This is a genomic window from Streptomyces sp. NPDC104367, from assembly GCF_055583825.1.
Map to the genome: position 1 here is coordinate 38,110 of NZ_JBVJND010000037.1, position 25,742 is coordinate 63,851.

Genomic DNA, 25,742 nt, shown 5'->3' on the forward strand with positions numbered 1-25,742 from the left:
CAGTCTGTCGGCAGCCGGCCCTACGGCTGTTCCGGTCCGCTTCGGCCTGTGACCGCATCTTGAGTCCCTCGGTCCACCTGCGAGAGCAGCGGCCGAATCGGGCGGTGGAGAAACCTACTTGCCGGCGCGGGCCACGAGGAGCGGCTGGAAGGTGACGGTCCGCTCAGCGCCGTCGGCGGCCTGGTGGACCTGCGGAGGCGTCGAGGCCGGTCGATGAAGCAGCAGGGCGTCGTAGGGGCGTGTGCTGATCAGCAGCGTCCCATCGGGGCGCAGCACACGGCGCATCTCGGCGAGAGCCGCGTGCACGTCATGCTCCGTCAGCAGGTGAGGCAGTGAGCTGTCTGCGCAGACGACGGCGTCGAACCGGCCGTCGGCGGACGGGAGGCGTCGCATGCCGGCGGCAGCCGTGCACAGGCCCAGGTCCCGGCAGGCGGGGGAGGCCTTCGCCGTGCGTGATCAGGCGTCTCCGCCCGGGCGTTTCGAGGGGAAGGCGTACCCGCGGGCGGTGATCACGATGACCAGGGCGGGAGTGAGGAGTGCGAGCACGGACCAGGGGAAGGACGCGGGGCCCAGGCTGCCCAGGAGGAGGCCGCCGATGACTCCGCCGGCGGCGATGGCGGTGTTCCACAGGGTGACGAGCATGGCCTGGGCGGTGTCCGCGGAGGCACCGGCGGCGTCGGCCACGGCTGTCTGCAGGAGGGTGGCGGTGCCGCCGAATCCCAGTCCCCACAAGGTCCCCGCGGCGTAGACCGCGATCGAGCTGTCGGCACGTACCGCCAGGACGGTGGCCGCCAGAGCGAACAAAATGGTGCCGGCGATGGTGAGGAGGCGGAGGCGGCGGTCGATGTGGGCACCCACGACCCAGATGCTCACCACCGAGGCCAGGCCGAAGACGAACAGCACCGAGTCGACGGCGTCGGACATGCCGAGCCGGTCGAGGAACGTGGCGATGTACGTGTACAGGATGTTGTGGGCCAGGACGAAGGCCAGAGTGACGAACAGCACCAGTGTCACCCCGGGCAGGCGGAGGGTCTGTACGACGGGGGTGCGGCCCTGCCTCGGCTGCCCCGGAGAGTCCGGAACGGCCACGGTGATCCACACGAGCAGGATGACAGCGAGCACGGTCATGGCCCAGAACGTGATCCGCCAGCCGTGCGCCTGGCCAAGGAGGGTTCCTGCGGGCACCCCGAGCGAGAGGGCGAGTGGTGTGCCCGCCATCGCGACCGCGGTTGCCTTGCCCTGCAAGGTGCTGGGCGCCAGGCGTCGCGCGTAGCCGGCCAGCATCGCCCAGACCAGACCGGCGGCGAGTCCGGCAACGAACCGGGCTGCCATCGTCAGCGCGTAGTCTCCGGAGACGGCCGTCACGGTGTTGGCGAGTGCGAAACCGGCCACGGCGGTCTGCAGCAGCCGCCTGCGCCGCCACCCGGAGGTGGCCGTGGACAGCGGGATCGCCGCGACAGCGGAACCGATTGCGTAGATCGTCACCGACTGCCCCATCGCGGCTTCGCCGACCCCCAGGCTCCTGCTCATCGAGGGCAGCACTCCCGCCGGCAGTGCCTCGGTCAGGATGGTGATGAAGGCGGCAGTGGCCAGCGCGGTCAGAGCGCCCAGGGGCAGACGCTTGTTCCCGGCGTTGTTCGCGGCGCCGGTCCGCCGGACGGTGTGGGTTCGCATGGCGGCAATGCTCGAACCATCACATTGATGAGAAGGTCAAAGCGGGCAAGCGTGAGGTCGGTCACCAACGTGTCGGAGCCCACCAGCCCCACCGGCGAGTCGCTGTCAAGCTCTGTGGATCACCTGGCGCCCGGTCGGCCCTCGACGTGGCGGGGTGTCCGAGAGAGGCTGGCTGTGCCCGGCGGTGAACTCCCCGAAGGGCCCGTTCACCGCTGCGGAGGCGAACTGCCGCCGGAACTCGGCCCGGGCGATCTGCGGCGTAACTCGCCCTCATGGCCGGTGAAGCCGGCGGATCTGCTCATACCGGACTCGGCCGCTCCGCGCCGACGCGCCGAAGCGCGTCGGGCCTGCCCGGCCGCAGGACGACCGGGAACATCAGCTTTCGAGGAGGTCCGTCAGGGTCTGGGTCAGCCCGTGGTGCGTGGCGGAGCGAGCCAGGATGGTCTCCACGGCCGCCCCGTCGGCGAGGAGGCCGATGAGCTGGTCGAGCGCGTCGCGGAACACCCGCCGCTGGGCGCTGCTCACGGCGAAGACGATGACCAGGCGCACCGCGGCGGTGCCCCAGGGGATCGGCCGGTCGGAGACGAGGACCGAGATACCGGTGCGGTCGGCGTCCATGTAGAGGGAGTGGGGCACGGCGAACTGCTCGCCGAACGCGGTCGAGGAGCGGTGCTCGCGGTCGAGGACGTCGTCGAGGAACGTGTCGTCCACGTAGCCGTGCCCCGCCATCGTGCGGCACATGAGTTCGAGGGTCGCCTCGCGGGTGGGCAGCGACTCGACGTGGTGGAACAGCCGGGGATCCATCAGCGACAGCAGGTTGGAGCGGAGCTGCTGCTTGGTGAGGCGCTTGCGTTCGGCCCTGATGATGTCGCGGACGTGGTCCAGGTCGTGCTCCGGCAGGAACGGGCTGACCTGGACCACCGGCGCCACGGTCTCGCCTTCGATGTCGACGACCGAGACGACGAGATCGCTGGTGATCTCACTCCAGTCGTGATCGAGCGAGGTCACCACGGTCTCGACCAGCCCCTGCCCGGCGACCGCGGTGCTCAGGCGGTGGGCGAAGTCGCGGTGGACCTGGTTGTAGGCCGGCACGACGCAGGTGATGGTGATCAGCGGCCCGTTCTCCAGCTGCCGCTGGAACTGCGCGCCCAGGTGCAGGGCGAGGAACTCCACTTCGTTGCCGCCGATCCGTACATCGGCGCCCTCCTCCAGCACCCGGGCGAAGAAGACCGCCAGCTCGTGCACGACGGGATGCATGATCTTGAACGAGACCCCGAGGGCCTGCTGGACGTGACGGCCCTCACGAGCACGCCGCAACAGGGCCTGGACGTGCAGCGCGAGGCCGGTGATGGTGCTCTCGTCACCGAGATCCAGCAGGTAGTGCTCGGAGACCCGGCGGAGCGTCGTCCGCACGAGCCGCATCATGTCCGGGTCGACGGCGCAGACGTCCTCGGGGGCGGTGACGTCGGTGCGCCGGTACCCGCGCGTGCGGAGGATGGCGTCCAGGGCGCACAGCTCGTCGTGCGGCAGCACGACACCGAGAGTCTCCTCCACGGCACCGGCGACGGCGACGGCGGCGCGGTCGCTCCCGTCCTCGCCCGGCGCGGGGTCCTCGTGGCCGGCTTCCGCGTCGATGGTGTGTCCGTGCCGCACCCGGTCCGCGGCGATCACCAGATGGATGAGGGTGTCGTTGAGCGCGTACTCGTTGAGCTCGATCCCCACCCCGTCGAGCGCGGCGGTCACGCCCTGCCGCAGCCGGCGCAGATCGAAGTCCTGGTACTCCTGGGACACCTCCCGCAGCACCGAGGGCCGCAGGCCGTCCGCCGAGTCGAGCAGGACCTGCCGCACCAGGCGCCGCTTGTCCCGCTCGCCCCCCTCGACCGTCAGGACGTCACGGCTGCGGCGCAACCGCAGGTCGTAGGCGCGGAACAGCCCGCGCGCGCGGGCGAGGTCGCCCTCGACGGTCTCCAGGCTCACCGCCAGCAGCAGTGCGAGTTCCATCACACCGAGGCCGGTGGGGTGCGTCACCAGCTGGCGGGCGATGTAGTAGAGCCGCTCGTCGGGTGTCTCGTAGCGGCGGCGGCTGGGCCGGCGCCGGGCGCGCAGCCGCGCGTAGGCGCCCTGGGCGAGCTCGTACCCGCGGTGGCTGGTGCGCACCACGTCCTCGCCGGCGCGTGTGTTGATCTCGCTCACGTACTGGCGCACCGACCGGGTCGACACCTTCAGCCGGCCGGCTATCTCCGCACCGGACATCGCGCCGGAGCCCCGGCTGAGGAGTCTGAGAAGGGCGTCATGCCGGTCCGACCTCAAGGCTGCTGTCCTTCCCACACGCGCGACTGCTCTCCCATACCTAGCACCATTACGGGCACGTGAACGACGGATGGCGCTTCCGCCACGGCGGAAGCACAACCTCCCGCTCTCGGCTTCCGCGGTCGCGGAACCCGCGTGCCTGGCGCCTGGAGGAACCGATTCCGCACTATCTGTCAGGAGCCACCACGGCTCAGTCGCTCACAGCAGTGGACGAGGACAGAGTCGTTCTCGGGATCGGAGATACGTAATGGCGGTACTGCAAGTACTCCTGGTGTGCGGTTCGGGCGCCAGCAGCGGCTTCATGGCCGGCAACCTGCGCAAGGCTGCCGCGGACAAGGGTATCGCGATGAAGGTCACCGCCCGCGGTGAGAGCGACATCGAGAGCTACATCGACGAGATCGACGTCCTCATGGTGGGCCCGCATCTCGCGTACATCGTCGACGAGATCGACGAGTACATCGGCGACGCGGACGTCCGGGTCGTCCTGATGAAGCCGGACTACTACGCGCGGCTGGACGGCCAGGGCGCCCTCGAACACCTTCAGCAGGAGCTCGCGCAGATGGGGCACCCGGCGTGAGGACCGTCATCGGCTGGCTCGAGAACTCGTTCGCCCCGAGACTGAGCAAGGTCAACAACAACGTCTGGATCGTCGCGATCAAGGACGCGGTGATGCAGACCCTGCCGTTCATCTTCCTGGCGTCCGTGTTCTCGATGCTCACCATCGTCGCGGAGTGGGTGTCCTGGTGGCCCGACTTCTGGGTCCCCTACGGCTGGACGATGGGCATCCTGTCGCTGTTCGTCGCCTTCCTGGTCCCGTTCAACCTGATGGAGAAGAAGCGGCTGCGCAAGCAGCGGCTGATCGCGGGGATGAGCGGTCTGGCCCTCTTCCTCATCGTGGTCACCCCGCAGGTGGTCAAGGACGGCGACCCCGGCTTCGGCGATTCGGCGCTGGGCGCCGGCGGCATGTTCGCCGCGATCATCGTCGGCCTCTTCGTCGGCCTGGTGATGACCCTGCTCGGGAAGTTCACGCTGTTCAAGGACGAGTCGGCGGTGCCCGACTTCGTCCGGGCATGGTTCGACGCCATGCTTCCCGTGGGCATCGTCATCGTGACCGGCTGGGTGGTCGTCGACATCTCAGGCTTCGACGTCTACAGCCTCATCACCAAGATCTTCATGCCGCTGCAGAACGTCATCGAGACGCCGTACGGCTTCGCCGCGATGTGTTTCCTCGCCTGTCTGCTGTACTCGATGGGCATCTCGACCTGGGTCATGACACCGGTGGTCCAGCCGGTGCTGCTCTCGGCGATCACGGCGAACGTCGCGGGGACCGCGGAGAACCTGGTCACCGGGGCCACCATCTACTCGGCCTACCTGTGGATCGGCGGCATCGGGGCCACCCTGCCGCTGGTGCTGCTGATGATGCGGTCGAGGTCCCCGCGGCTCAAGGCGCTGGGCCGGGCGACGATCGTGCCCTCGCTGTGCAACATCAACGAACCCACCGTCTTCGCCGTCATCGCCTGGAATCCGATCATGATGATTCCGATGTGGATCCAGGGCCTGGTCCTGCCGCTGGTGGTGTGGCTGTTCACCAAGACCATCCCGTTCGCGCCCATTCCGATTCGTCAGTTCGAGATGTGGTACACCCCGTTCCCGATCTCCACCTGGCTGACCACCGGGGCGGTGAGCGGCCTGGTCCTCGCGGCCGGGATCTTCGTCCTCGCCGGCGCGATCTGGTACCCGTTCTACAAGGCGTACGAGAAGCAGACGCTGGCCGCCGAGGCAGAGGCCGAGTCCCGGTCCCTCGCGACCGCCACCGTCTGACGATCACACGTCCCGCAACACAAGGAGCTGTCTTTTCATGAGTCAGGACCCGGTCGTCGAGACCGCGATGAAGATCCTGCTGGGCTCGGGGGAGTCCCGCAAGCACATCTCGGCGGCCCTGACCGCCGTGGCCGAATGGGACTTCGCACTCGCCACCGAGCAGCTCGACGCCGCTCAGAACGCGATGCGTGACGCCCACGCGCTGCACACCGACATCATCCAGGGCGAGGCCGGCGGTGCCTCCGTCACCTTCCCGGCGCTGTTCAGCCACGCGCAGGACACCATGATGGCGACGGAGTCCGAGATCCGGCTGATCAAGCGGCTGCTGCCGACGTTCCGGTCGGTGGGCGGGCGTCTTGCCGCCCTGGAGGAGGCCACCGGCCTCGTCGCCGCCGCGCCCGCCACCGCCACGGCCGCCGAGGGAGGCAAGCGATGACGCGCGCGGAATTCCCCGACGGGTTCCTCTGGGGCGGCGCCATCGCGGCCAACCAGGCGGAGGGCGCCTGGCGCGAGGGCGGCAAGGGCTGGTCGGTCGCGGACATCAACCTCTACCGCGGCGACATCCCGGCGCACAAGCGCTCCAACAAGGAGCTGACCACCGAGCAGGTCCGCGCGGCGATGGCGGACACCGAGGGCCGCTACCCCAAGCGTGACGGCATCGACTTCTACCACACCTACGACGACGACCTCCGGCTGCTGGCCGGCACCGGGATGAACGCGTTCCGCACCTCGATCAGCTGGGCGCGGATCTTCCCCAACGGCGACGACGCCGAGCCCAACGAGGCCGGTCTGGAGTACTACGACCGGCTGATCGACTCCATCCTCGCCCACGGCATGGAACCGGTCATCACGCTGTCGCACTACGAGATGCCGCTCGAACTGACGCTCAAGTACGACGGCTGGCACTCGCGCGAGCTGATCGACCTGTTCGTCCGCTACAGCGAGGTCGTGCTGCGGCGCTTCTCCGACCGGGTGAAGTGGTGGATCACGATCAACCAGATCAACCTGATCACCCACGAGTCGTTCAACCACCTCGGCGTGGCCGCCGACCGCGTGGACGACCTGTGGTCGGCGAAGTACCAGGCCATCCACCACGAGATGGTCGCCGCCGCCCGGGTGACCCGGCTCGCCCACGAGATCGACCCGGGCAACCAGGTCGGCGTCATGCTCTGCCACGGCAACGGAGACCCCGCGTCCTCACGGCCGCAGGACGTGCTCGCCGCGCTCCAGCAGAACCAGATGGAGTACTTCTTCGCCGACATCGCCCTGCGCGGGCGCTACCCGGGCTACGCCTGGCGCTTCTTCGACGACCGCGGCATCAAGGTGCGCGTCGAACCCGAGGACGAGCAGGACCTCGCCGCCGGCACCGCCGACTACCTGTCGTTCTCGTACTACTACACGGCCGTGGTGGACCCGGAGTCCTTCGCCGAGCGCGACGCGAAGCCCAACCCGCATCTGGAGAAGAGCGAGTGGGGCTGGGCGATCAACCCGACGGGTCTGCGGGTGGCGCTGAACCAGTACTGGGACCGCTACCAGGTGCCGCTGATGATCGCGGAGAGCGGCATCGGCGCCCGTGACGTCCTCGAGGCCGACGGCACCGTCCATGACGACTACCGGATCGACTACTTCCGCCGGCACGTCGACGCCATGCGCGAGGCGGTGGCCGACGGGGTCGAGGTCTTCGGGTACTTCCCGTGGGGCCCGATCGACATCGTCAGCTGCTCGTCGAGCGAGATGAGCAAGCGGTACGGCTTCGTGTATGTCGATCTTGACGACTACGGCAAGGGCACCGGTAGGCGTTTCCGTAAGGACAGTTACGACTGGTATCGCAGGGTCGTGGCGTCCAACGGCTCCGACCTCGCCTGAACCAGCACCCCCCTCATCACCGGGGCCGGCTCCGTGTCATGCCGGACCGGCCCCGTGCACCGCTCCCGATTGGATCAGATCATGTCTGTGCGTACCGTGAAGGTCGCCTCCCAGGTCGGCCTCCACGCCCGGCCCGCCGCCCAGTTCACCCAGGCCGTGCTCCGGCACGGCGTCCCCGTGCGCATCGGCCGCCAGGACGGCGCCCCGGTCGACGCGTCCAGCATCCTCCAGGTCATGGGGCTGGCGGTGAAGCACGACGAGGCCGTCGTCCTCTCCTGTGAGGCGCCCGGCGCCGACCGGGTGCTGGACGACCTCGTCACGCTGCTGGCGACCGACCTCGACGCGGAGTGACGGTGCCGCCCACCGCGCTCATCGAAGGCCTCGGCGTGGGACGCGGGGCGGCCGTCGGCCCCGTGGTCCGCGCGCACCCGGCGCCCGTCGTCCCCGCCGACCTGCCGGCCACCCACGACGCCGAGGCCTCGGCCGAGCGGATCCGTACGGCGTTCACGCAGGTGGCCGACGAGCTGGAGCGGCACGCGCGGAACGCCGGGGGCTCCCTGGCCGAGATCCTCTCGGCCACCGTGCTCATGGCCCGGGACGGGGCGCTCGTCGGCGGGGCCGTCGAACGCGCCCGGCAGGGGACACCCGCCGCGCACGCGGTGCAGCAGGTGACCGACGAGTTCGTCGGACTGTTCCGCGCCGGCGGCGGCTACCTCGCCGAGCGGGTGACCGACCTGGTGTCCGTCCGTGACCGGGTGCTCGCCCGCCTGCTCGATCTCCCCGCCCCCGGACTCCCGCCGCTGACCGGCCCCTCGGTCGTCGTCGCCCGCGATCTGTCGCCCGCCGACACCGCCGCGGTCGACCTCCGCCATGTCAGGGCCATCGTCACCGAGGAGGGCGGGCCGACCGGACACACCGCGATCGTCGCCGGTCAGCTGGGCCTGCCGTGCGTCGTACGGGCGACGGGCGCCTTCGCCCTCGAAGAGGGCACCCTCGTCGCCGTCGACGCCGCCGCGGGCACCGTGCTCGCCGATCCGGACGCGACCGTCCAGGAGGCGATCGCCGCGCGTGCCCGCACCTGGCGGGCGCTCGCGGCCTCGACGGGGCCGGGACGCACCGCCGACGGGCACGCCGTGCAGCTGCTGGCCAACATCGGGACGACCGCCGACGCCGAGCGGCTCGCCGACGGCGCCTGCGAAGGGGTCGGCCTGCTGCGCACCGAGGTCCTCTACCTCGACCGCGAGGCCGCCCCGGGCCTCGACGAGCAGAGCCGGACCTACCAGTCGGTCATCAAGGCGCTCGACGGCCGCAAGCTCGTCGTCCGCACCCTCGACGCGGGCGCCGACAAACCCCTGAGGTTCGTCGACCACCGCGCGGAGGAGAACCCGGCCCTGGGCGTCCGCGGCTTCCGACTGGAGCGCACCCATGACCACCTGCTGCGCACCCAGCTGGAGGCGATCGCCGCCGCGGGGACGGCGGCCGGGTCCCGCCTCTGGGTCATGGCACCGATGATCGCCACCGCCGACGAGGCGCGCCGCTTCGCCGAACGGGCCCGCGCGGAGGGCATCGAGAACGTCGGTGTCATGATCGAGGTCCCCGCGGCGGCGCTGCGTGCCCGGCAGATCCTCGCCGAGGTCGACTTCGTGTCCCTGGGCACCAACGACCTCGCCCAGTACACGATGGCCGCCGACCGCCTCCTCGGCGACCTCGGGGACCTCCTCGACCCCTGGCAGCCCGCGGTCCTCGACCTGGTCGCGACCACCGCCGCCGCAGGCCGGGAGCTGGGCAAGCCGGTCGGCGTGTGCGGGGAGTCGGCGGCCGACCCGGTCATGGCGCTGGTGCTGACCGGCCTGGGAGTGACGAGCCTGTCCATGGCGCCACCGGCCCTTCCCGCGGTCCGGTTCGCGCTTGGCAGACACACCGTCGAACAGTGCCGGCGGATCGCCCGGCACGCCCTGGCCGCCTCCGGCGCGCCGGAGGCTCGCCGCGGTGCGGCCGCACTCGTGGACGAAGAGGTGCGCTCCGTCCTGGACATCACTCCCTGACCCCACGACCCGGGCCCTGCCCGGAGGAGACGCCCCCGAAGCCGAGGCGGACACCGGCGTCCGACCCGCCATCCGGGCAACCTACTTGGACACCGTCCGTGCCCTGCGCGGCCAGTGCTCTTGCAGGCTCGGGTCGTGAACCTGGGGCCTCTTGAGCCTCGAGTCGACCAAGTCGCCGTCGCCGTCGTCTGCTTCGGCATCGTCTTCGGTGTTTTCGCTCTGGTCCTGGTTCCCCGGCTCCGGAGCGTCCTCGCGGCCCGTGAGGACGCCATCACCGGGACCGGCGACCGCGCTGCGGCGATCCGGCTCGAAGCCGACGGCATCCACGCCGATACAGGGACCGGCTCGCCGAGGCCTACGGGGAGCTTGCCGCCGCTCGCCAGGAGGCGTGTGAGCAGGGGCCGAGATCATCGCCGCCGCCCGGGAGGAGGGCCGGCGGCAGAAGGCCGCCCCGGTGGCCGACGCGCACGCCCAGCCGGAGGTGGACCGGACCCTGGCCGCGGCCGCGCTGAACGGGAGCGTCCGGCCCCTCGCCGTGAACCTCGCCGGCCGGATCGCCGGTGAGCGCCTGGTCGGTTTCGCCGGGAGCAGCGACGTCATCGATCGCTTCTTCGACGAACTCGACGCGGAAGCCTCCGAGGGCAGCGCGACCTGACCTCAGCCGCACGTGCCGGCACGCACGTGGTCCCTGAGCGCCGCTTTCGGAGACGTCGCCGAACAACGGGCGCTCCCTGTCCATGGGCAGCGCTGGACCCCGGCCGCCGGCCGAGAATGCCGTCATGGCTTCTCCGTCCCCCGCGTCGCGGCTGGTGGCCGCGGCAGCCAAGAACCGGCTCCGTCCCCCAGGCCTCCGTCAGCGTGGCCAGTCCCGCCTCCGGTTGGACGATCACGGCTGGTGGCTCGGGCTCGTCGAATTCCCTTCGCCCGGGTGGAGCCAGGGCAGTGGTCCACAGGCGGGAGCCGTGTGGCTGTGGCAGGATCTTGATCACTTCGCGTTCGGCGTCAGTGAGCGGTTGAGCGGATCCGAGGCCTGTCGCGGCGATGAGCAGTTCTCGCCGGTGGCAGAAGAACTCGCACATCGTGCGCAACGTACCCGGGCAGGACCCCCAGCAGCTGTAGTGCAACCGAGGCACGTGCGCAGCATCGACGACGTGCTCTTGAGCGGAGCCACCGGGCAGAACATTCCACCTCGGACAGACCGAGCCCCGGGCCGGACTCGTGGCCTGGCAGCGGCCCGCACCCCACCGCGTCATCCGTATTCGCGAGTGCCGGGGCGGCCTCGTGCCGGCAGGTCCTGGCTACCAAGGCGGCGGCCGTCCGGGCGACCAGAGGCGTGGCGCCGAGTGGCTCGGAGCCTGGTGAATCCTCCGCAGATCCCGGTGCAGTTCAAACCCCCGTGACGTCAGTCGTCAAAGCCGTCCCAGCCTAGGAACGGTCGTGCTGCAGAAGCGCACGGCGTCGGCAGCGCGACCGTGTCGAGTGCGGCGCCTCGTTCCATGGCCGGGACGACAGGGGCACGATGCCTGCCGGGGGTCTTTTCGATCAAGGCCGGCAGTTCGGCGGTCTGGAGGGAACGGAACATTCGGCCGAGGCAACCCCGCACCGAAGGGAGGATCACAGGGAGGATCACGCCTCGGATACACGGATGCGCGTTTTGGGCTATTTGGGAACTGTATCTTCCTTTACGGGGCGCTACTTTGCGATTCATTTATTATGGGTCGGGTTTGAAGATCATGCGAATCCTCGCCTCGGGCCCATCTCGTCACGGTCTCCATGCCGCGAGAGCGAGAAGAACCGGACGATTCCCTTCGGCGGCGCCAACTGCCGTACCTCGTGTGGGAAACCTGTACCGGAGTGGGGCCGACAGGTACTCGCGTGCGTTTGAACAGCAAAAACGCCGGTACGTCATGGTGTCAACCGGTGCTGTCCCAGGTGAGTGGAATCGGTTTCATAGGGTCGGGGTGGTGCATGGATTGCGCCATACCTCAGTCATATGACCGTGCGGGCATGTCGAAATCCGTCATTTTCCTGGCCGCGGGTAGTGGCTCTATCTGGCGCTACCGCATGATGCCCCAGAGGTGGATGGGCGATGGATAAGCGGTGTGCGGCGAGTGTGGGGCATGATTCCCGCCCCGCTATGCGGAAGCGGAGCTGCCGCATCCGAATTGAACGGCGCAGAAATACACCGAGCCGGGGGGCTCACTACACCAGAGGTGGGTATCGGGTGGAATTTCGCATTCTTGGGTCGGTTGAGATGTTCCATGAAGGTGAAACCATTCCCCTGGACGGGGAGAAGCCGAAAACGATACTGGCCGCACTGCTCCTTGCCAACGAACGTGTCGTATCGGATGCGCGATTGCGTGATGTCACTTGGGGAGCTGAGCCGCCTCATACGGTCGACCAGCAGCTCTACACCTACATCTCGAGAATTCGTAAGCGAATCTCTCCCGGTGCCGGGATTCTCCGTCGCCGGCCTGGCTACAACCTCATTCTGGCAAAATCCACGTTCGACTATGCCGAGTTCGACCGTCTGGCCAGCCATGGTTACGCCGAGCTGAAAGCGCGCCGCTATGAGCTGGCGGCCGGTCATCTTACTGCGGCACTTGAACTGTGGCGCGGGCCCGCTTTGGAAGACGTGACCGAGTTCCTCGCGCGCGAGGAACTCCCGCGGCTCGAAGAGGCAAATATGGCTGCGCTGGAAGGTCGTATCGAAGCTGACCTCGCACTCGGGCGGCATGACGCTCTCGTCACTGAACTCGCCGGCCTGGTCGAATCCCATCCTGTACGTGAAAGACTGCGTGCTCAGCTCATGACGGCGCTGTACCGGGTCGGTCGACAGGCTGATGCCCTGGCTGAGTACCAACGAGGACGCAAAGTTCTGGCCGAGGAACTCGGGGTCGACCCCAGCTCCGCGCTCAACGACGTCTTTCAGGCCATTCTCTCCAGTGATCCGTCGCTCACGCGGTCTCCCGCTCCTCCTCAGCGGATAAATGTGCATGCCCGTACCCGGGTCCGTCCGATGATGCTGCCTCCGGACATCGCCGACTTCACCGGACGAGAGGGAGAACTGGGAAAACTACGCTGTCTGATGTGCCGTGAGAGCGCCGGTTCCGCACCGATCGTGGTGACAGGCATGGCGGGTGTGGGAAAGAGCGCGCTGGCCGTCAGAGCGGCGTGGCTGTGCCGGGACAGCTTCCCCGACGGCCTGCTCTACGCGGATCTGGGAGGGCTGGAGGAAAGTCCCAAGAATCCGTATGACGTACTCGGACTGTTCCTTCAGGCACTCTGCGAGCCGGGTACGGTCATTCCCGTCTCCTTGGACGAGCGCACACAGCTGTACCGCAGCGTGCTCGCCGGCCACAGGTTGGCCGTGGTCCTGGACAACGCCGCCAACGAACAGCAGGTCCGACCGCTGTTGCCGACCACGGTCGGTAACCGGGTGGTGCTGACCAGCCGTTCGAGTCTCAACGCCCTCGAGGGTGTGCGCGTCATCGACGTGGGCATCCTCGGGCGAGAGGAGGCTTTGCGTCTGCTCGGCCGGGTGGCCGGACACGGTCGAGTGGCGGCGGAGCAGGAGGCGGCTGATCGGCTGGCCGCCTTCTGCGCGGGACTGCCGCTTGCCCTTCGAGCGATCGCAGGGCGGCTGGCGGGCCGGCCGCACAGGTCGTTGGCCGAGCTGGCCTGCAGGCTGGCGGACAGGCGGCGACGGCCGATGGACGAACTGAGACTTGCAGACATCGATGTCCGCGCCAGCATCCGAGCGAGTTACGCACCCCTGGCTGAGTCCGCGAAGGCCGCGCTGCGCAGGCTGTCGCTGCTGAGGGACGTGGACATCTCCGCCTGGGCGGCGGCGTTCGCCCTGGGGCTCAGCGAACCGAAGGCGGAGGACGCTCTTGAAGAGCTGGTGGACGCCCGGCTGATGGAAGCGCAGGCGAGCGATCGCATCGGGCAGCTGGCTTATCGCATGCACCCGTTGGTACGGACGTTCGCCGTTGAGTGCGCGGTGGAGGAGGACAGCGCCGACGAACAACGCTCCGCCGCCGACCGGGCGCTGATGGTGCGGCTGCTGCGGCATCGGTTTCGCCAGCAGGCGACGGCAGGAAGCCGGCAGACCGACGCCGACGCCGCGACGGCCACGGGAGGCATCTCGCTGGTTCGAACCCGGGATGAGTGTGGTCGGCGGACTGTTCCGCCATGTGCATGAACACGAGCGAGAACGACGCCGTCCGTCCTCGCCCTGTCTGAGGCTTCTGCGCTGCCGCCGGGTTCGACGGGGCGGCGATACGGCAAGACTTCCGCATCCTTTCGGTCGAACACCCTGACGACGGAGATGACATGACTTCAGTCCGCTCATGGGCCGAAGAGCTCGATTCCGAGGACCCGTTGGCGCCTATCAGAGAACAATTCCTTCTCGCGGACGAGGTGATTTACCTCGACGGCAACTCCCTCGGACCTGTGCCGGCAGGGGTTCCTTCGGTTGTGGAAGACGCCGTCCGGCGGCAGTGGGGCCAAGGACTCGTGCGGTCCTGGATCGACTGGATGCGCCTGCCGCTGTCACTCGGCGACCGTATCGGCAGGCTCATGGGGGCTCAGACGGGCACGACAGCTGTCGGTGACTCTGCCTCGGTGCAGATCTTCAACGCCCTCACGGCGGCGGGTCGCCTACGGCCTGGCCGACGGCTGCTGCTCACCGATCCTGACCACTTTCCCACGGACCAGTATCTGGCCGACTCGGTCGGCCGGATACTCGGCCTTGAGGTACGGCGTGTGCCGGTCCGTGACCTGTCGGGGTTCCTGAGCGCCGAGGGTGCCGAAGTCGCGGTGGCAGCCTATCCCGCGGTGGACTACCGCACGGGGGAACTCTGGGACGTCTCCGAGATCACTGCCGCGGTGCATCGTGCTGGAGCGGTAGTTGTCTGGGACGTGTCTCACGCGGTGGGCGCCGTCCCGCTCACCCTTGACCGGGACGACGTGGACCTGGCCGTGGGATGTACTTACAAGTACCTCAACGGTGGTCCGGGAGCGCCGGCGTTCATCTACGTCAACCCTGCGCACCATGATGTGCTGGACCAGCCCCTGACCGGCTGGCTGGGCCATGCCGAACCATTCTCCACCACCGGGGTGTACAAGCCCGCTCCCGGCATCGGACGAGCTGTCATCGGCACTCCACCGGTGCTGTCCGCTTTGGCGCTGGAGGCCGCTCTCGACGTCTACGACGGTGTGCGCATGGTTGACGTCCGCGCCAAGAGCCTGTCGCTCACGTCGTTCTTTGTCGAGTGCGTGAACGAAATGCTGGAGGGGTACGGCTTCACGGTGGTGACGCCGCGTGAGGATGCCCGGCGTGGGAGTCAGGTGGCGCTGCGCCATCCGGACGCCTACGCGTTGGTGCAGGCGCTCATTCGCCGCGGTGTCATCGGGGACATGCGATCCCCTGATCTTCTGCGTTTCGGATTCAATGCGCTGTATGTGTCGCATCGCGATGTGTGCAGGGCTGTCGAGGAACTGCGTGCCGCGGTCCTGGCGGGGGAACAACACGATCAGCGGTTCGTCCGTCGTAGTCCGTTCGGCTGACCCGGCCCTCGCCACCCCTCAGCGGTCCCTGTCGTGTTCGCGATCCCGTGGAAGGACGACATGTGTCCGCGGACGGCCCGCGGGCAGGCTCGTGACCCTATGGACGCGCTCGGTCGTCCTCTTTCCGTTGTGCAAGAGGAATGGTCGGCCGATGGTTCTGGAGTGCTGTGCCGGGGGCGACATCGGTAGTGTGGGCACGAGGAGGCGCTCGCTTTGAGCTTGCGATTCCCGACACGTCCGTGAGCTGCCGGGCGCCCTCGGCCCGGAGTCGAAAGCCACTCTCCCGAACTGACTTCCTGGCGCGGGAAGTCCCCGACGGCTGCGATTCGTGCGTTCGGTAGATCACCGACGCTTCGAGTTCGGACGCTCAACACGATGCCGTCGTCGTACAGGGCCGCCGGCAGGGGGTTCGGTGGGCATCCGTGGGCATCGCTGCCCACGGATGTCACGTTCCGCTGCATCCGTCATCGCCGGGGCCTACGCCTTCCTACGGCAAGGGGCCGTTGAGAATGGCAGGGGCAGGACGTCCGTGCCCTTCTTGCCGGTCCTGACGGTGGCGTTGTCTGTTCGGCCCGAGCGGGACGGGTGATGACGGTGGAGGCGGCGCAGCCTTCCGTTGTGATGGCCGGCCGAACTCTGTGCCGGTGATTCCCGCCGGCCATGCCCGCATGGGTATTCGGTCCGGTCACGAAACGCTCACCGCCGCCGACTTGGTGTATGGGGCCCATATCGGCAGTCGTGGTCCGGTGGCGAGAACGGCGGAGCTCTGATCATCCCGGAGCGGGAGTGTAGAAAAAATATAGCTTCCCGCGTCACCGTGTTTTGTGCGGGCGAGTAGCGCCCGGACGTGGATCCGAAGTGTTCTGGAAGGGGCACCGTGAGCGATCACCGCATCAAGGAACTCGTCATTCTCGGTGGCGGTACGGCGGGCTGGATGACCGCCTCCTATCTCGGCAAGGCGCTCCAGGGGGTGGTCAACATCACTCTCCTGGAAGCGCCCACGATCCCTCGGATAGGTGTCGGAGAGGCCACGGTCCCGAACTTGCAGACCGCGTTCTTCGACTACCTCGGGATACCCGAGCAGGAGTGGATGCGAGAGTGCAACGCCAGCTTCAAGGCCGGCATCAAGTTCGTGAACTGGCGCACTCCTGGAAGGGGTGAGTCCGAGCCCCGGCCCTTGCGTGACGCGACCGACTACTTCTATCACCATTTCGCCAATCTTCCCGAACACGACCACATTCCACTGTCGCACTACTGGTTCCTCAAGCGTCAACGTGGCGAGAAGGTCGCCTCGTTCGACCGTGAGTGCTTCGGGGAGGCGGCCGCCCTCGACGCGAAGAAGGGGCCCTGGTACGTCGACGGCTCGCAGGCCACCGGGTACGCCTGGCACTTCGATGCCCAGTTGGTCGCCGACTACCTCCGCCGCTTCGCGACGGAGAAGCAAGGCGCTCGGCATGTTCAGGACGAGTTCGTCGACGCGGTGTTCGACGAGCGTGGTTTCATCAAGGCGTTGCGGACCAAGAGCGGACGCGTGCTGGAGGGGGACCTGTTCATCGACTGCTCCGGCTTCCGCGGGCTGCTGATCAACAAGGCGCTTGAGGAACCCTTCCTCGATATGGGGCACCAGTTGCTGTGCGACAGCGCCGTTGCCACGGCCGTACCGCACGACGACCAGGCGAACGGTGTCGAACCGTTCACATCGGCGATAGCCATGTCCTCCGGCTGGACCTGGAAAATCCCGATGCTGACTCGTTTCGGGACCGGGTACGTCTATTCCAGCAAGTTCACGGAGAAGGACGATGCCACCCGGGAGTTCTGCGACCTGTGGGGACTCGACCCGGAGAACACGCCGTTGAACCATGTCAAGTTCAGGGTCGGTCGGAACCGTCGGGCCTGGGTCAAGAACTGTGTGAGCATCGGCCTCTCCTCGGCCTTCGTGGAGCCGCTCGAATCGACCGGGATCTATTTCATCTACTCGGCGGTCTACCAGCTCGCCAAGAACTTCCCCGACAAGCGTTTCGACCCGGTTCTCGTCAACCGTTTCAACCATGAGATCGAGAGCATGTTCGATTTCACTCGGGACTTCATTCAGACACACTTCTACTTCTCGCCCAGGACGGACACCGAGTTCTGGCAGGCCAACAAGGAACTGCCGCTCGGGGACGACATCCGCGAGAAGATCGAGCTCTACCGGTCCGGGCTTCCCGTGAACTCGTCGGTGACCGGTGAGCGGGTCTACTACGGAAACTCCGAGGTCGAGAACAAGAACTTCTGGAACAACACCAACTACTGGTGCATCTTCGCGGGTCTCGGCTTCCTTCCCGAACGTATCCTGCCTGCCCTGCTCTACAAACCCGCTTCTCAGAACAGCGTGGAGTCACTGTTCAACGACGTCCGGCGGCGCGAGCGCCTCCTTCTCGAGGAGTTGCCGGCCACGTACGACGTCCTGCGGTCGCTCCACGGAAAGTGAGTCCGGCAAGGACCGTGTCATTCACGATTGCGGGGACTTGATGACCCAGCCCATCCAGACCGCCCCTTCCACGCAACCGACCGATCTACGCGCGCTGATGGCAGGATTCCCCACCGGTGTCTGCGTGATCACCGCGCTCGACACCGAAGACCGCCCCTGGGGAATGACCTGCACGTCCGTCGCGAGCGTTGCCCTCGATCCCCCCACGCTGCTGGTGTGCCTGCGGCTGGGAAGCCCGACCCTGCACGCCGTGCACACCGGTCGGCGCTTCACTCTCAACCTGTTGCACGACGCGGCACGGTCCACCGCCGAACTGTTCGCGTCCGGCGCGGCGGATCGTTTCACGCGCACACCCTGGAGTCTTCCTGCCGACTGCGGAGGTCCGCACCTGCTCGCCGACGCACACACCGTTGCCGACTGCGCGGTCACCCGTGAGGAATCGGTCGGCGACCACGCTGTCGTCTTCGGCGAGGTACGCCATGTCGTCCAGGCCGCCGAGCCGGCAGCCCCTCTGCTGTACGGGCTTCGCCAGTACGCTTCCTGGCCGGGGGAGCGCCGATGGCGGCCGTAGACACTCAGGGTGCGCTCCAGGCGAACCGGCGGGCGAGGTCCCTCATTGTCTACGGGACGCTCGTCATGCTTCCCGCCCTGGTCGTCGTTCTTCTCCTGGCCGTCGGCGGCAACGTCATCGGCGGCGGGGACAAGGGCGGGGCCGCCACCCCGCAGAGTTCGGTGCCTGACGTCTACGGAAAACTGCTGCTCGCGCTTCCCGTGATTCTGCTGGTGTGCCACGGCTGCGCACGGTTGTTCAGACGGATGTCTCAGCCCGAGGTGATGGGCGAGATCTTCGCCGGCGTCCTTCTGGGACCCTCGTTGTTGGGACTGGTGTGGCCCTCAGCCCACCACTGGCTGCTGCCCGACTACCTGACCACCCCGATCAATGTGCTCGCCCAGCTCGGCCTGGTGTTCTTCATGTTCCTGGTAGGCCATGAACTCAACCCAGAGCATGTGCGGGGCCGGGGACACACGCTCCTGGTGGTCAGCCACGTCGGGGTGGCAGTGCCGCTGCTGTCCGGCATCGTGCTGGCGCTCGGTATGTACGGCCCCTACGCCCCTTCGCGCATAGGGTTCCCCGCGTTCGCACTGTTCCTGGCCGTATCACTGAGCATCACGGCGTTCCCCGTGCTGGCCCGCATCCTCGCCGACCGCGGAATGGACGCCACCCCCCTCGGCTCCATGGCACTGGTCAGCGCGGCGATCGGGGACGTGACCGCATGGTGCCTGCTCGCCGTCGTCGTGGCCACCGCCCGGAACACCTCGTTCCTGTCCGTCGGCTGGACACTCCTGCTCACGGTCTGCTTCTGCGCCCTTCTCTGGCTGGTGCTGCGCCCCGCGCTGAACCGGCTGCTGGGCGCCCGGGAGCACCCGGTCACAACGGGCGCGCGGCAGGAAAACGGTCGGATGCCGGAGGCGGTGGTGCTGCCCGCCCTGCTCTCCGCGATCTTGCTGAGCGCGCTGGCGACCGAACGCATCGGCATTCATGCCATCTTCGGAGCCTTCCTGCTCGGCGCCGTCATCCCCCGTGGAGTCGTCCCGGTCCAGCAGGCGGCGACGCGTCTGCGTTCGGTCACCGAGACGCTGCTGCTTCCGTTGTTCTTCGTCTACTCGGGTCTGCGGACCAAGATCGGCCTGCTGGGCGGTGACTGGCGGCTGTGGCTGTGGTGCCTGCTGATCGTGGTGATCGCCGTGGTAGGCAAATGGGGCAGTACCACGGTCGCGGCACGGGCGGTCGGTCTGCCCTGGCAGGACTCCCTGATGCTCGGTGCCCTCATGAACTGCCGTGGGCTGACTGAACTGATCGTGCTCAACGTCGGCCTCGACCTCGGCGTCATCACCCCCACGCTGTTCACCATGTTCGTCCTGATGGCCTTGGTGTCGACTGTGATGACGTCCCCAGCCGTCACGGCGATCGCCCGGCTCACCACCGCCCGGGTCTCACGTGCCACCGACTCCCGGACCGCGCCCGTCGGCCAGTCCCAGAAGGGAAACTCATGATTCGCAACGTTGTCGTCGTCGGCGGCGGTACGGCGGGCTGGATGACAGCCACCTACCTGAAGCAGACCTTCGGAGACCGGGTGGACATCACCCTCGTCGAGTCCGAACGTGTCGGCACCGTCGGGGTGGGAGAGGCCACCTTCAGCACCATTCGGCACTTCTTCGCCTACCTGGGCCTGGAGGAGAAGGACTGGATGCCCCGGTGCGCGGGCTCCTACAAGTCGGCCATCCGCTATGCCGACTGGCGCACCCCGGGCACGCACTTCTACCACCCCTTCGAACGGCTCCGCTCGGTCGACGGCTTCACCCTGGACGAGTGGTGGCTTCGCCTGGATGGGCAGGTCGAGACCTTCGACGCCGCAACCATGCTGATACCGACGCTCTGCGAGCACAACCGCTCGCCGCGCTTCATGGACGGCTCGCTCTTCGCGAGCCGGCTCCCGAACGGTGGTGCGACCGACGGCGAACAGCGTGCCCAGTTCCCTTACGCCTACCACTTCGACGCCGACCTGCTGGCCCGTTTCCTGCAGGACTACGGGACACGGCGCGGCGTCCGTCACATCGTCGACGACGTGGTCGGCGTCCGCCAGGACGAACGCGGATGGATCTCGGCCCTGACCACGCGCGAGCGTGGTGACATACCCGGCGAACTCTTCGTGGACTGCACCGGCTTCCGGGGCATGCTCATCAACAAGGTGCTGGACGAGCCCTTCATCTCGTTCGAGGACGTTCTGCCCAACAACCGCGCGGTGGCGCTCCGGGTCCCCGTCGACATGCAGAGGCAGGGCATCGAGCCCTACACCTCCGCCACCGCGGTGGACGCGGGCTGGATCTGGACGATCCCCCTGTACGGGCGGATCGGCACCGGCTACGTCTACTCGGACGAGTTCTGCGATCCGGACGAGGCCGAGCGCACCCTGCGCGCCTTCGCGGCACCGGACCAACCTGACCTGGAGGCCAACCACATCAGCATCAGAGTGGGCCGCAACCGGAACTCCTGGGTGAAGAACTGCGTGGCAGTCGGTCTGTCCAGCGGGTTCGTGGAACCTCTCGAGTCCACGGGCATCTTCTTCATCCAGTACGCCATCGAGCAACTGACGCGACACTTCCCCGACCGTCGGTGGGACCCGAACCTGGCCGCAGGCTTCAACGCGCGGATGGCCGAGGTCATCGACGGGGTCAAGGAGTTCCTCGTGCTGCACTACAAGTGTGCGGCCCGCGAGGACACGCCGTACTGGAAGGCTGCCAAGGTCCGCCGGCTCCCGGAAGGCATGGCCGAACGGCTGGAGGCGTGGTCGACGCTGCTGCCCGAGGAGACCAGCATCTACCAGGCCTTCCACGGCTTCGAGGCGTACAACTGGAAGATCATGCTCATCGGCCTGGGAGCGCAGCCGCCTACGGCCCGTCCCGCGCTGACCGGCCTGGACCCCGCCAACGCGCGGCTCGAACTCGCCGCCGTGCGAGCCGAAGCCGCCCGCCTCGTGGACGAACTGCCCAGCGCTTTCGAGTACCTCCAGCAGATGAACTCCTAAAGAGCCGGACGGGGGATGGGGAGCAGAGGATGAACACGGAAGAACACTCCTGGCCGGCCTGCGAGTTCGGTCTGCTGGGGCCCTTGGAGGTACGGATCGACGGACGTCCGGTCCATCTGCGGGCACCCAAGCAGCGCAGTCTGCTGGCCACTCTGCTCCTGGCCGCCGGCCGGACGGTGCCGGTCGGAGACCTGCTCTCCCACCTGTGGGACGGCGATCTGCCCGCCGACGGGCGCAGCGCGCTGCACGTGCACATGACCCGGCTGCGCAGAACGCTCGGAACGCCGCACGCGGATCAGCTGATCCGCACCGTACCGGAGGGCTACCGGGCAAGTCTTCCCCCCGGCGCGCTGGACCTGCAGCGCTTCGACGACGCCGTCCGGAGCGCCGCTACCGCCCGCAGACGGGGTGACCTGCCCGACGAGGCGGCCCATCTCGCAGCGGCGCGCTCCTTGTGGCGGGGCCCGGCACTGGCCGACGTACCGTCGGGAAGTCTGCGCAGGGAGTCCGTGCCTGCGCTCACGGAGCGGCTCCTGCAAGCCTCGGAGCGCTACTTCGAGGCGTCGCTGCTTCTGGGCCGGCACGCGCGGATCCTGCCCGAACTGCGTGCAGTGGCCGAGGAGAATCCCTACCGCGAGCGGTTCTGGTGCCAGCTGATGCTTGCCCTGTACCGATCCGACAGCCAGGCAGAGGCGCTGGCCGCCTACCGGGAGGTCAAAGGGAGGCTCAACAATGAACTCGGGATCGATCCGGGGGAGCGTCTGGTCCGGATGCAGCAGGCCGTCCTGACCGGCGCCCCAGGCCTGCTGGAATCGGGAGGCCTGCCGCCCGGGCCGTCCGTGGTGCGCTCGGCCGGGGGCGACCGTGGCAACGACGGATGGATCACTCTGTGCCAGTTGCCGGCGGACGACCCGGACCTCGTCGGTCGGGACGAGCTGTGCACGGAGGTGGCTCGTGCGGCGGCGCCGGGCGGCACCCTGACCGCGCCGCCGGTGGTGGTGCTCTCCGGCGGCCCGGGCACCGGCAAGACGGCTACGGCCGTCCGGGTCGGCCACCGGCTGCGGTACCTCTTCCCCGACGGGCAGTGGTACGTCAGGCTCCGCACGGACAAGGGCGAGGCCCGCGACGGCAGTGACTTGCTGGCCGAACTGCTGGCTGCCAGCGGTGCCGACCGGGTCCCGGACGGACTCGAGCAACGGGCGGCCGCGATGCGAGCCCGGCTCGCCGACCGCAAGGTGCTGCTGATTCTGGACGACGCACCCAGCGCCGAGCACGCCATGGCCCTCTTGCCCGGCACACCGGGCTGTTCGGTTGTGATCACGTCTTACGGCGACCTCCCCGCGCTCAGTGCCCAGTGCAGCGTCCAGCGCTTCGCGCTCCAGGCCCTGCCCGCGGCCGAGGCGCGGGCGGTGCTGGAACGAGTGCTGGGCCGGGCCCGGACGGCGGCCGAACCCGACGCCGCGCGGGAACTCGCCGATCTGTGCGGGCGCCGCCCGCTCGCCCTGAGGATCGCGGCGACACGGTTGCTCGGCCGGCCGGACTGCTCGCTCGCACAGTACGTGTCCGATCTGCGGGGCCCTGACAGACTGTCTCGGCTGGCGATGGGCGCGGGACGCAGGGCGGCGGTCCGTACTGCCTTCGAGGTTCCCTACCACGAACTGGAACCGGCTGCCGCCCGGCTGTTCCGGCTGCTGCCGCTGATTCCCGCCGCGGACTTCGCCCCGCAGGCCGCGGCGATCCTTGCCGGACTCGGCCGGGACGTTGCCGAACGCTGCCTGGAGCAGCTCCTGACACTGCACCTGGTGGTCCCGGACGACTCCGGCCGGCTGCGCCTTCCCGTGCTGCTGCGGCTTTTCGCGGCCGAACGGTCCCGCGTGGAGGACGCGCCGCAGGAGCGTTCGGCGGCTTACGACCGGATGCACCACTGGTATCGCGCCACTGCCGCCCGTGCCACAGCCGCACGCTGCCCCGACCTGGTCCACCTTCCGCCGGCACCGGCTGGAACCGGCACGGCGCGGCTGCCGCGCTTCGGGGACCCGGCGTCGGCGACAACCTGGCTGGACGCGGAACGCGCCACTTTGATCGCCATGGCGGAGGCCGCCGCGGCTCGCGGCCCGCACGCGTCGGCGTGGCAGCTCGCGGATCTGCTGCGCGACTACCTGTGGGCCGGAGGACACCACGAGGATGCGCTGCGGGTCTGTCTGGCCGGGCACAAGGCAGCCCTGCGCGCCGGCGACCGGCGCGCTACGGCTGTCATGCGCACCGGATTGGGCCTGGCCGAGGTCGGACTGCGCCGCGCAGGCAGAGCGCGGCTGCAGTTCAATCGCGCGCTCGCCGGCCTGGAGGGCCGTGAGGACGGCCGGTACCGGATCATGGCGCTGCACGGTCTCGGACTGGCGCTGCGCCTGGAACACCGCACCGCACAGTCCGAGGACGTCTTCCGACGCGCGCTGCGCCTGGCGGTCGACGCTGACGCCCTGTTCGTCGTCGGTCCCGTGCGGCGGAGCCTGGCGTCGGCGCTGCACGACATGGGACGGCTCACCGATGCCGAGGTCGAGCTGGCCAGAGCGTTGAAGGACGATCGGCGGTCGGGTGTCACGCACACCCGGGCCGAGATCCTGCGGCGCCAGGGCCTCATCGCCTCCGACCGGGGACATTACGAGCGGGCTCGGAGCCTGTTGACCAGGTCCTGGGCGGTCTCGGAGCAGGAGAGCGGCGGTCTTCGAGACCAGATGGCAGCGACGATCGGCCTGGCACGGGTGGAGATCCTCCTCGGCCGTACGACGCGGGCGACCAGCCGACTGCAGGAGCCGTTGACCGCCCTGGACGCGTCGACCCGGATGTACGCGTTGACGGCACTGGGCGAGGCCCGGTCGCGGGAAGGCGCGCCGGTGCTCGCGGTGCTGCACCACACGCGTGCGCTGCGCATGGCACACGCCCTCGGGCGGGCACGGGGAGAGTACGAGGCCCGCACCGGGTTGGCACGGGCCTATGCCGAACTCGGCGACGGGCGACGCGCGGTGCGCCACGCACTGGCGGCGGTACGGCTGTGTGAACAGGCGGGATTTGCCACGGCGCGGGCGCATGCGCTGTACGTCGCAGCCCTGTCACTGCGTTGCGACGGCCGGAGCGATGACGCGCTGCGCTACGCGCGCTCGGTGATCGCCCTGTGCCGCAGGATGGGGCTCACCGCCCTGGAATCCGAGGCCGTGTCCTTCACCAGCACCATGTGCTCCCCGCCCCGGGCGGCTTGAGCGCTGCACCGGGACTGCCGTGAGGTGCTCGCGCCGGTCCGTGGCACCTTCACCGCAGGTCCCTCCCCGCACTCCGGGCTCCGCACGCGTATTCATCAGGAGGGGAGCACATGGCTGTTCCTGTGTTTGAAACCTTCGACCAGGAGGAACTGGACCGGGCGTACTCACCGAGTTCGGTGTCCCGGGAATTCCGGGCCGAGCTGGCCCGGCAGGCGCATCTGAGTGAGCGGGCGCGCGCGACGCTCCCGGCCGAACTGGATGTTGCCTACGGCCCCGATCCGAGCGAGCGGCTCGACTTCTTTCCCGCCCCGGCGGGTGCCGGCGGTACCGCGCCCCTGCATGTCTTCGTCCACGGGGGCCACTGGCAGGAGTCGAGCAAGGAGGAGTCCGCCTGTGCCGCGCCCGCGATGATCCGGGCCGGCGCGTCGTTCGTCGCGCTCGGATACGGCCTGGCGCCCGCTCATTCTCTTGAGCGGATCGTCGACCAGGTCCGCCGGGCGTTGCGCTGGCTCCGCGACCATGCCGCGGAGCTGGGCACGCGGCCGGAGACCGTGTACGCGAGCGGCAGCTCTGCGGGGGCGCACCTGGTTGCTGCGGCCCTTTGCGCAACGCCCGGCTTGGCCGAGCCGGAGGTGCCCGCACTGGCCGGGGCATGCCTGATGAGCGGGGTCTACGACTTGGAGCCCGTTCGGCTGAGCTACGTCAACGAAGCGGTGCGCCTGGACGAGGGGACCGCTCGTGCGTTGAGTCCGTTGCACCGTCTGCCCTGCCGGGCGGAGCGGGTGATCGTGGCCCGCGGAGCCCAGGAGACGTCCGAGTACGCGCGTCAGCACGAGGTCTTTGCTTCCGCGTTGCGGCGGTCCGGGCACCGGGTGCAGGATCTCGTGGTCGCCGGCCGAGACCACTTCGCCTTGCCGGCTGACCTGGGAAACCCTGGTACGGAGCTGGGGGCGGCAGTGCTCGGCCAGATGGGTCTGGGGTAGGGGCACCGGACTGTCGGCGCATGGAGGGACCGGTGGGGGGGGGGCGGGGGGGGGGGGGGGGGCCCCCCGGCCCCCGCCCCCCCCCCCGCCGGGGGGCGGGGGGGGGCACCAACACGCTAACCGCGACCCCCCGGAGGTTTAACCCCCCCGCAAAAAAGAGC

The 25,742-nt window shown here is 68.6% G+C and carries 17 protein-coding genes and 1 pseudogene; 15 read left to right on the plus strand and 3 right to left on the minus strand.

Annotated features, from left to right (window positions below):
• Positions 1–144: 144 nt before the first annotated feature.
• The 3 genes and pseudogenes from ACZ619_RS38415 to ACZ619_RS38425 all read right to left on the minus strand — a co-directional run.
• Positions 145–423, minus strand: a pseudogene (locus tag ACZ619_RS38415) (class I SAM-dependent methyltransferase); the annotation flags it as partial.
• A 33-nt stretch (positions 424–456) separates the two neighbouring features.
• Positions 457–1,674, minus strand: coding sequence for an MFS transporter (locus ACZ619_RS38420; protein WP_469609359.1), 1,218 nt, complete (start codon positions 1,672–1,674; stop codon positions 457–459).
• A 375-nt stretch (positions 1,675–2,049) separates the two neighbouring features.
• Positions 2,050–3,984, minus strand: coding sequence for a BglG family transcription antiterminator (locus tag ACZ619_RS38425; protein ID WP_469609361.1), 1,935 nt, complete (start codon positions 3,982–3,984; stop codon positions 2,050–2,052).
• A gap of 247 nt (positions 3,985–4,231) precedes the next feature.
• Here ACZ619_RS38425 and ACZ619_RS38430 point away from each other — a divergent pair, with 247 nt between their 5' ends.
• The 15 genes from ACZ619_RS38430 to ACZ619_RS38500 all read left to right on the plus strand — a co-directional run bounded on the left by ACZ619_RS38430 (position 4,232) and on the right by ACZ619_RS38500 (position 25,581).
• Positions 4,232–4,561: a PTS sugar transporter subunit IIB gene (locus ACZ619_RS38430; protein ID WP_469609363.1), complete on the plus strand. Its 330-nt coding sequence runs from the start codon at positions 4,232–4,234 to the stop codon at positions 4,559–4,561.
• On the plus strand, positions 4,558–5,805 hold the full coding sequence (locus tag ACZ619_RS38435; protein ID WP_469609365.1) for a PTS sugar transporter subunit IIC: 1,248 nt from the start codon (positions 4,558–4,560) through the stop codon (positions 5,803–5,805). The genes ACZ619_RS38430 and ACZ619_RS38435 overlap by 4 nt, the downstream gene beginning before the upstream one ends.
• Before the next feature lie 37 nt (positions 5,806–5,842).
• Entirely contained in the window at positions 5,843–6,241 is a 399-nt protein-coding gene (locus tag ACZ619_RS38440; protein WP_469609367.1) for a PTS sugar transporter subunit IIA, read from the plus strand.
• Positions 6,238–7,671, plus strand: coding sequence for a glycoside hydrolase family 1 protein (locus ACZ619_RS38445; protein ID WP_469609370.1), 1,434 nt, complete (start codon positions 6,238–6,240; stop codon positions 7,669–7,671). Before ACZ619_RS38440 ends, ACZ619_RS38445 begins: the two co-directional genes overlap by 4 nt.
• Positions 7,672–7,752: 81 nt before the next feature.
• The gene (locus ACZ619_RS38450; RefSeq protein ID WP_469609373.1) at positions 7,753–8,022 is read left to right on the plus strand and encodes an HPr family phosphocarrier protein; all 270 of its coding nucleotides are present in this window, start codon (positions 7,753–7,755) and stop codon (positions 8,020–8,022) included.
• A gap of 2 nt (positions 8,023–8,024) precedes the next feature.
• Entirely contained in the window at positions 8,025–9,716 is a 1,692-nt protein-coding gene (gene ptsP, locus ACZ619_RS38455; protein ID WP_469609376.1) for a phosphoenolpyruvate--protein phosphotransferase, read from the plus strand.
• A gap of 454 nt (positions 9,717–10,170) precedes the next feature.
• Positions 10,171–10,371, plus strand: a complete 201-nt coding sequence (locus tag ACZ619_RS38460) for a hypothetical protein (RefSeq protein ID WP_469609378.1) — start codon at positions 10,171–10,173, stop codon at positions 10,369–10,371.
• A gap of 1,569 nt (positions 10,372–11,940) precedes the next feature.
• Positions 11,941–13,920 carry an AfsR/SARP family transcriptional regulator gene (locus tag ACZ619_RS38465; protein WP_469609381.1) on the plus strand — a complete coding sequence of 660 codons (1,980 nt, stop codon included), beginning with the start codon at positions 11,941–11,943 and terminating at the stop codon, positions 13,918–13,920.
• Positions 13,921–14,051: 131 nt separating this feature from the next.
• Positions 14,052–15,287: a kynureninase gene (gene kynU, locus ACZ619_RS38470; protein WP_469609384.1), complete on the plus strand. Its 1,236-nt coding sequence runs from the start codon at positions 14,052–14,054 to the stop codon at positions 15,285–15,287.
• Between the two features lie 934 nt (positions 15,288–16,221).
• Positions 16,222–17,757 carry a tryptophan halogenase family protein gene (locus ACZ619_RS38475; protein ID WP_469609446.1) on the plus strand — a complete coding sequence of 512 codons (1,536 nt, stop codon included), beginning with the start codon at positions 16,222–16,224 and terminating at the stop codon, positions 17,755–17,757.
• 40 nt (positions 17,758–17,797) lie between these two features.
• Complete coding sequence (locus ACZ619_RS38480; RefSeq protein WP_469609386.1) at positions 17,798–18,328, plus strand: flavin reductase family protein; 531 nt, start codon at positions 17,798–17,800, stop codon at positions 18,326–18,328.
• Positions 18,316–19,812: a cation:proton antiporter gene (locus ACZ619_RS38485; protein ID WP_469609389.1), complete on the plus strand. Its 1,497-nt coding sequence runs from the start codon at positions 18,316–18,318 to the stop codon at positions 19,810–19,812. The genes ACZ619_RS38480 and ACZ619_RS38485 overlap by 13 nt, the downstream gene beginning before the upstream one ends.
• Positions 19,809–21,344 (plus strand): tryptophan halogenase family protein, encoded by a 1,536-nt coding sequence (locus tag ACZ619_RS38490; RefSeq protein ID WP_469609391.1) that lies wholly within the window; start codon positions 19,809–19,811, stop codon positions 21,342–21,344. The genes ACZ619_RS38485 and ACZ619_RS38490 overlap by 4 nt, the downstream gene beginning before the upstream one ends.
• Positions 21,345–21,373: 29 nt before the next feature.
• Complete coding sequence (locus tag ACZ619_RS38495) at positions 21,374–24,598, plus strand: AfsR/SARP family transcriptional regulator (protein ID WP_469609393.1); 3,225 nt, start codon at positions 21,374–21,376, stop codon at positions 24,596–24,598.
• 110 nt (positions 24,599–24,708) lie between these two features.
• Entirely contained in the window at positions 24,709–25,581 is an 873-nt protein-coding gene (locus tag ACZ619_RS38500) for an alpha/beta hydrolase (RefSeq protein ID WP_469609396.1), read from the plus strand.
• Positions 25,582–25,742 lie beyond the last annotated feature (161 nt).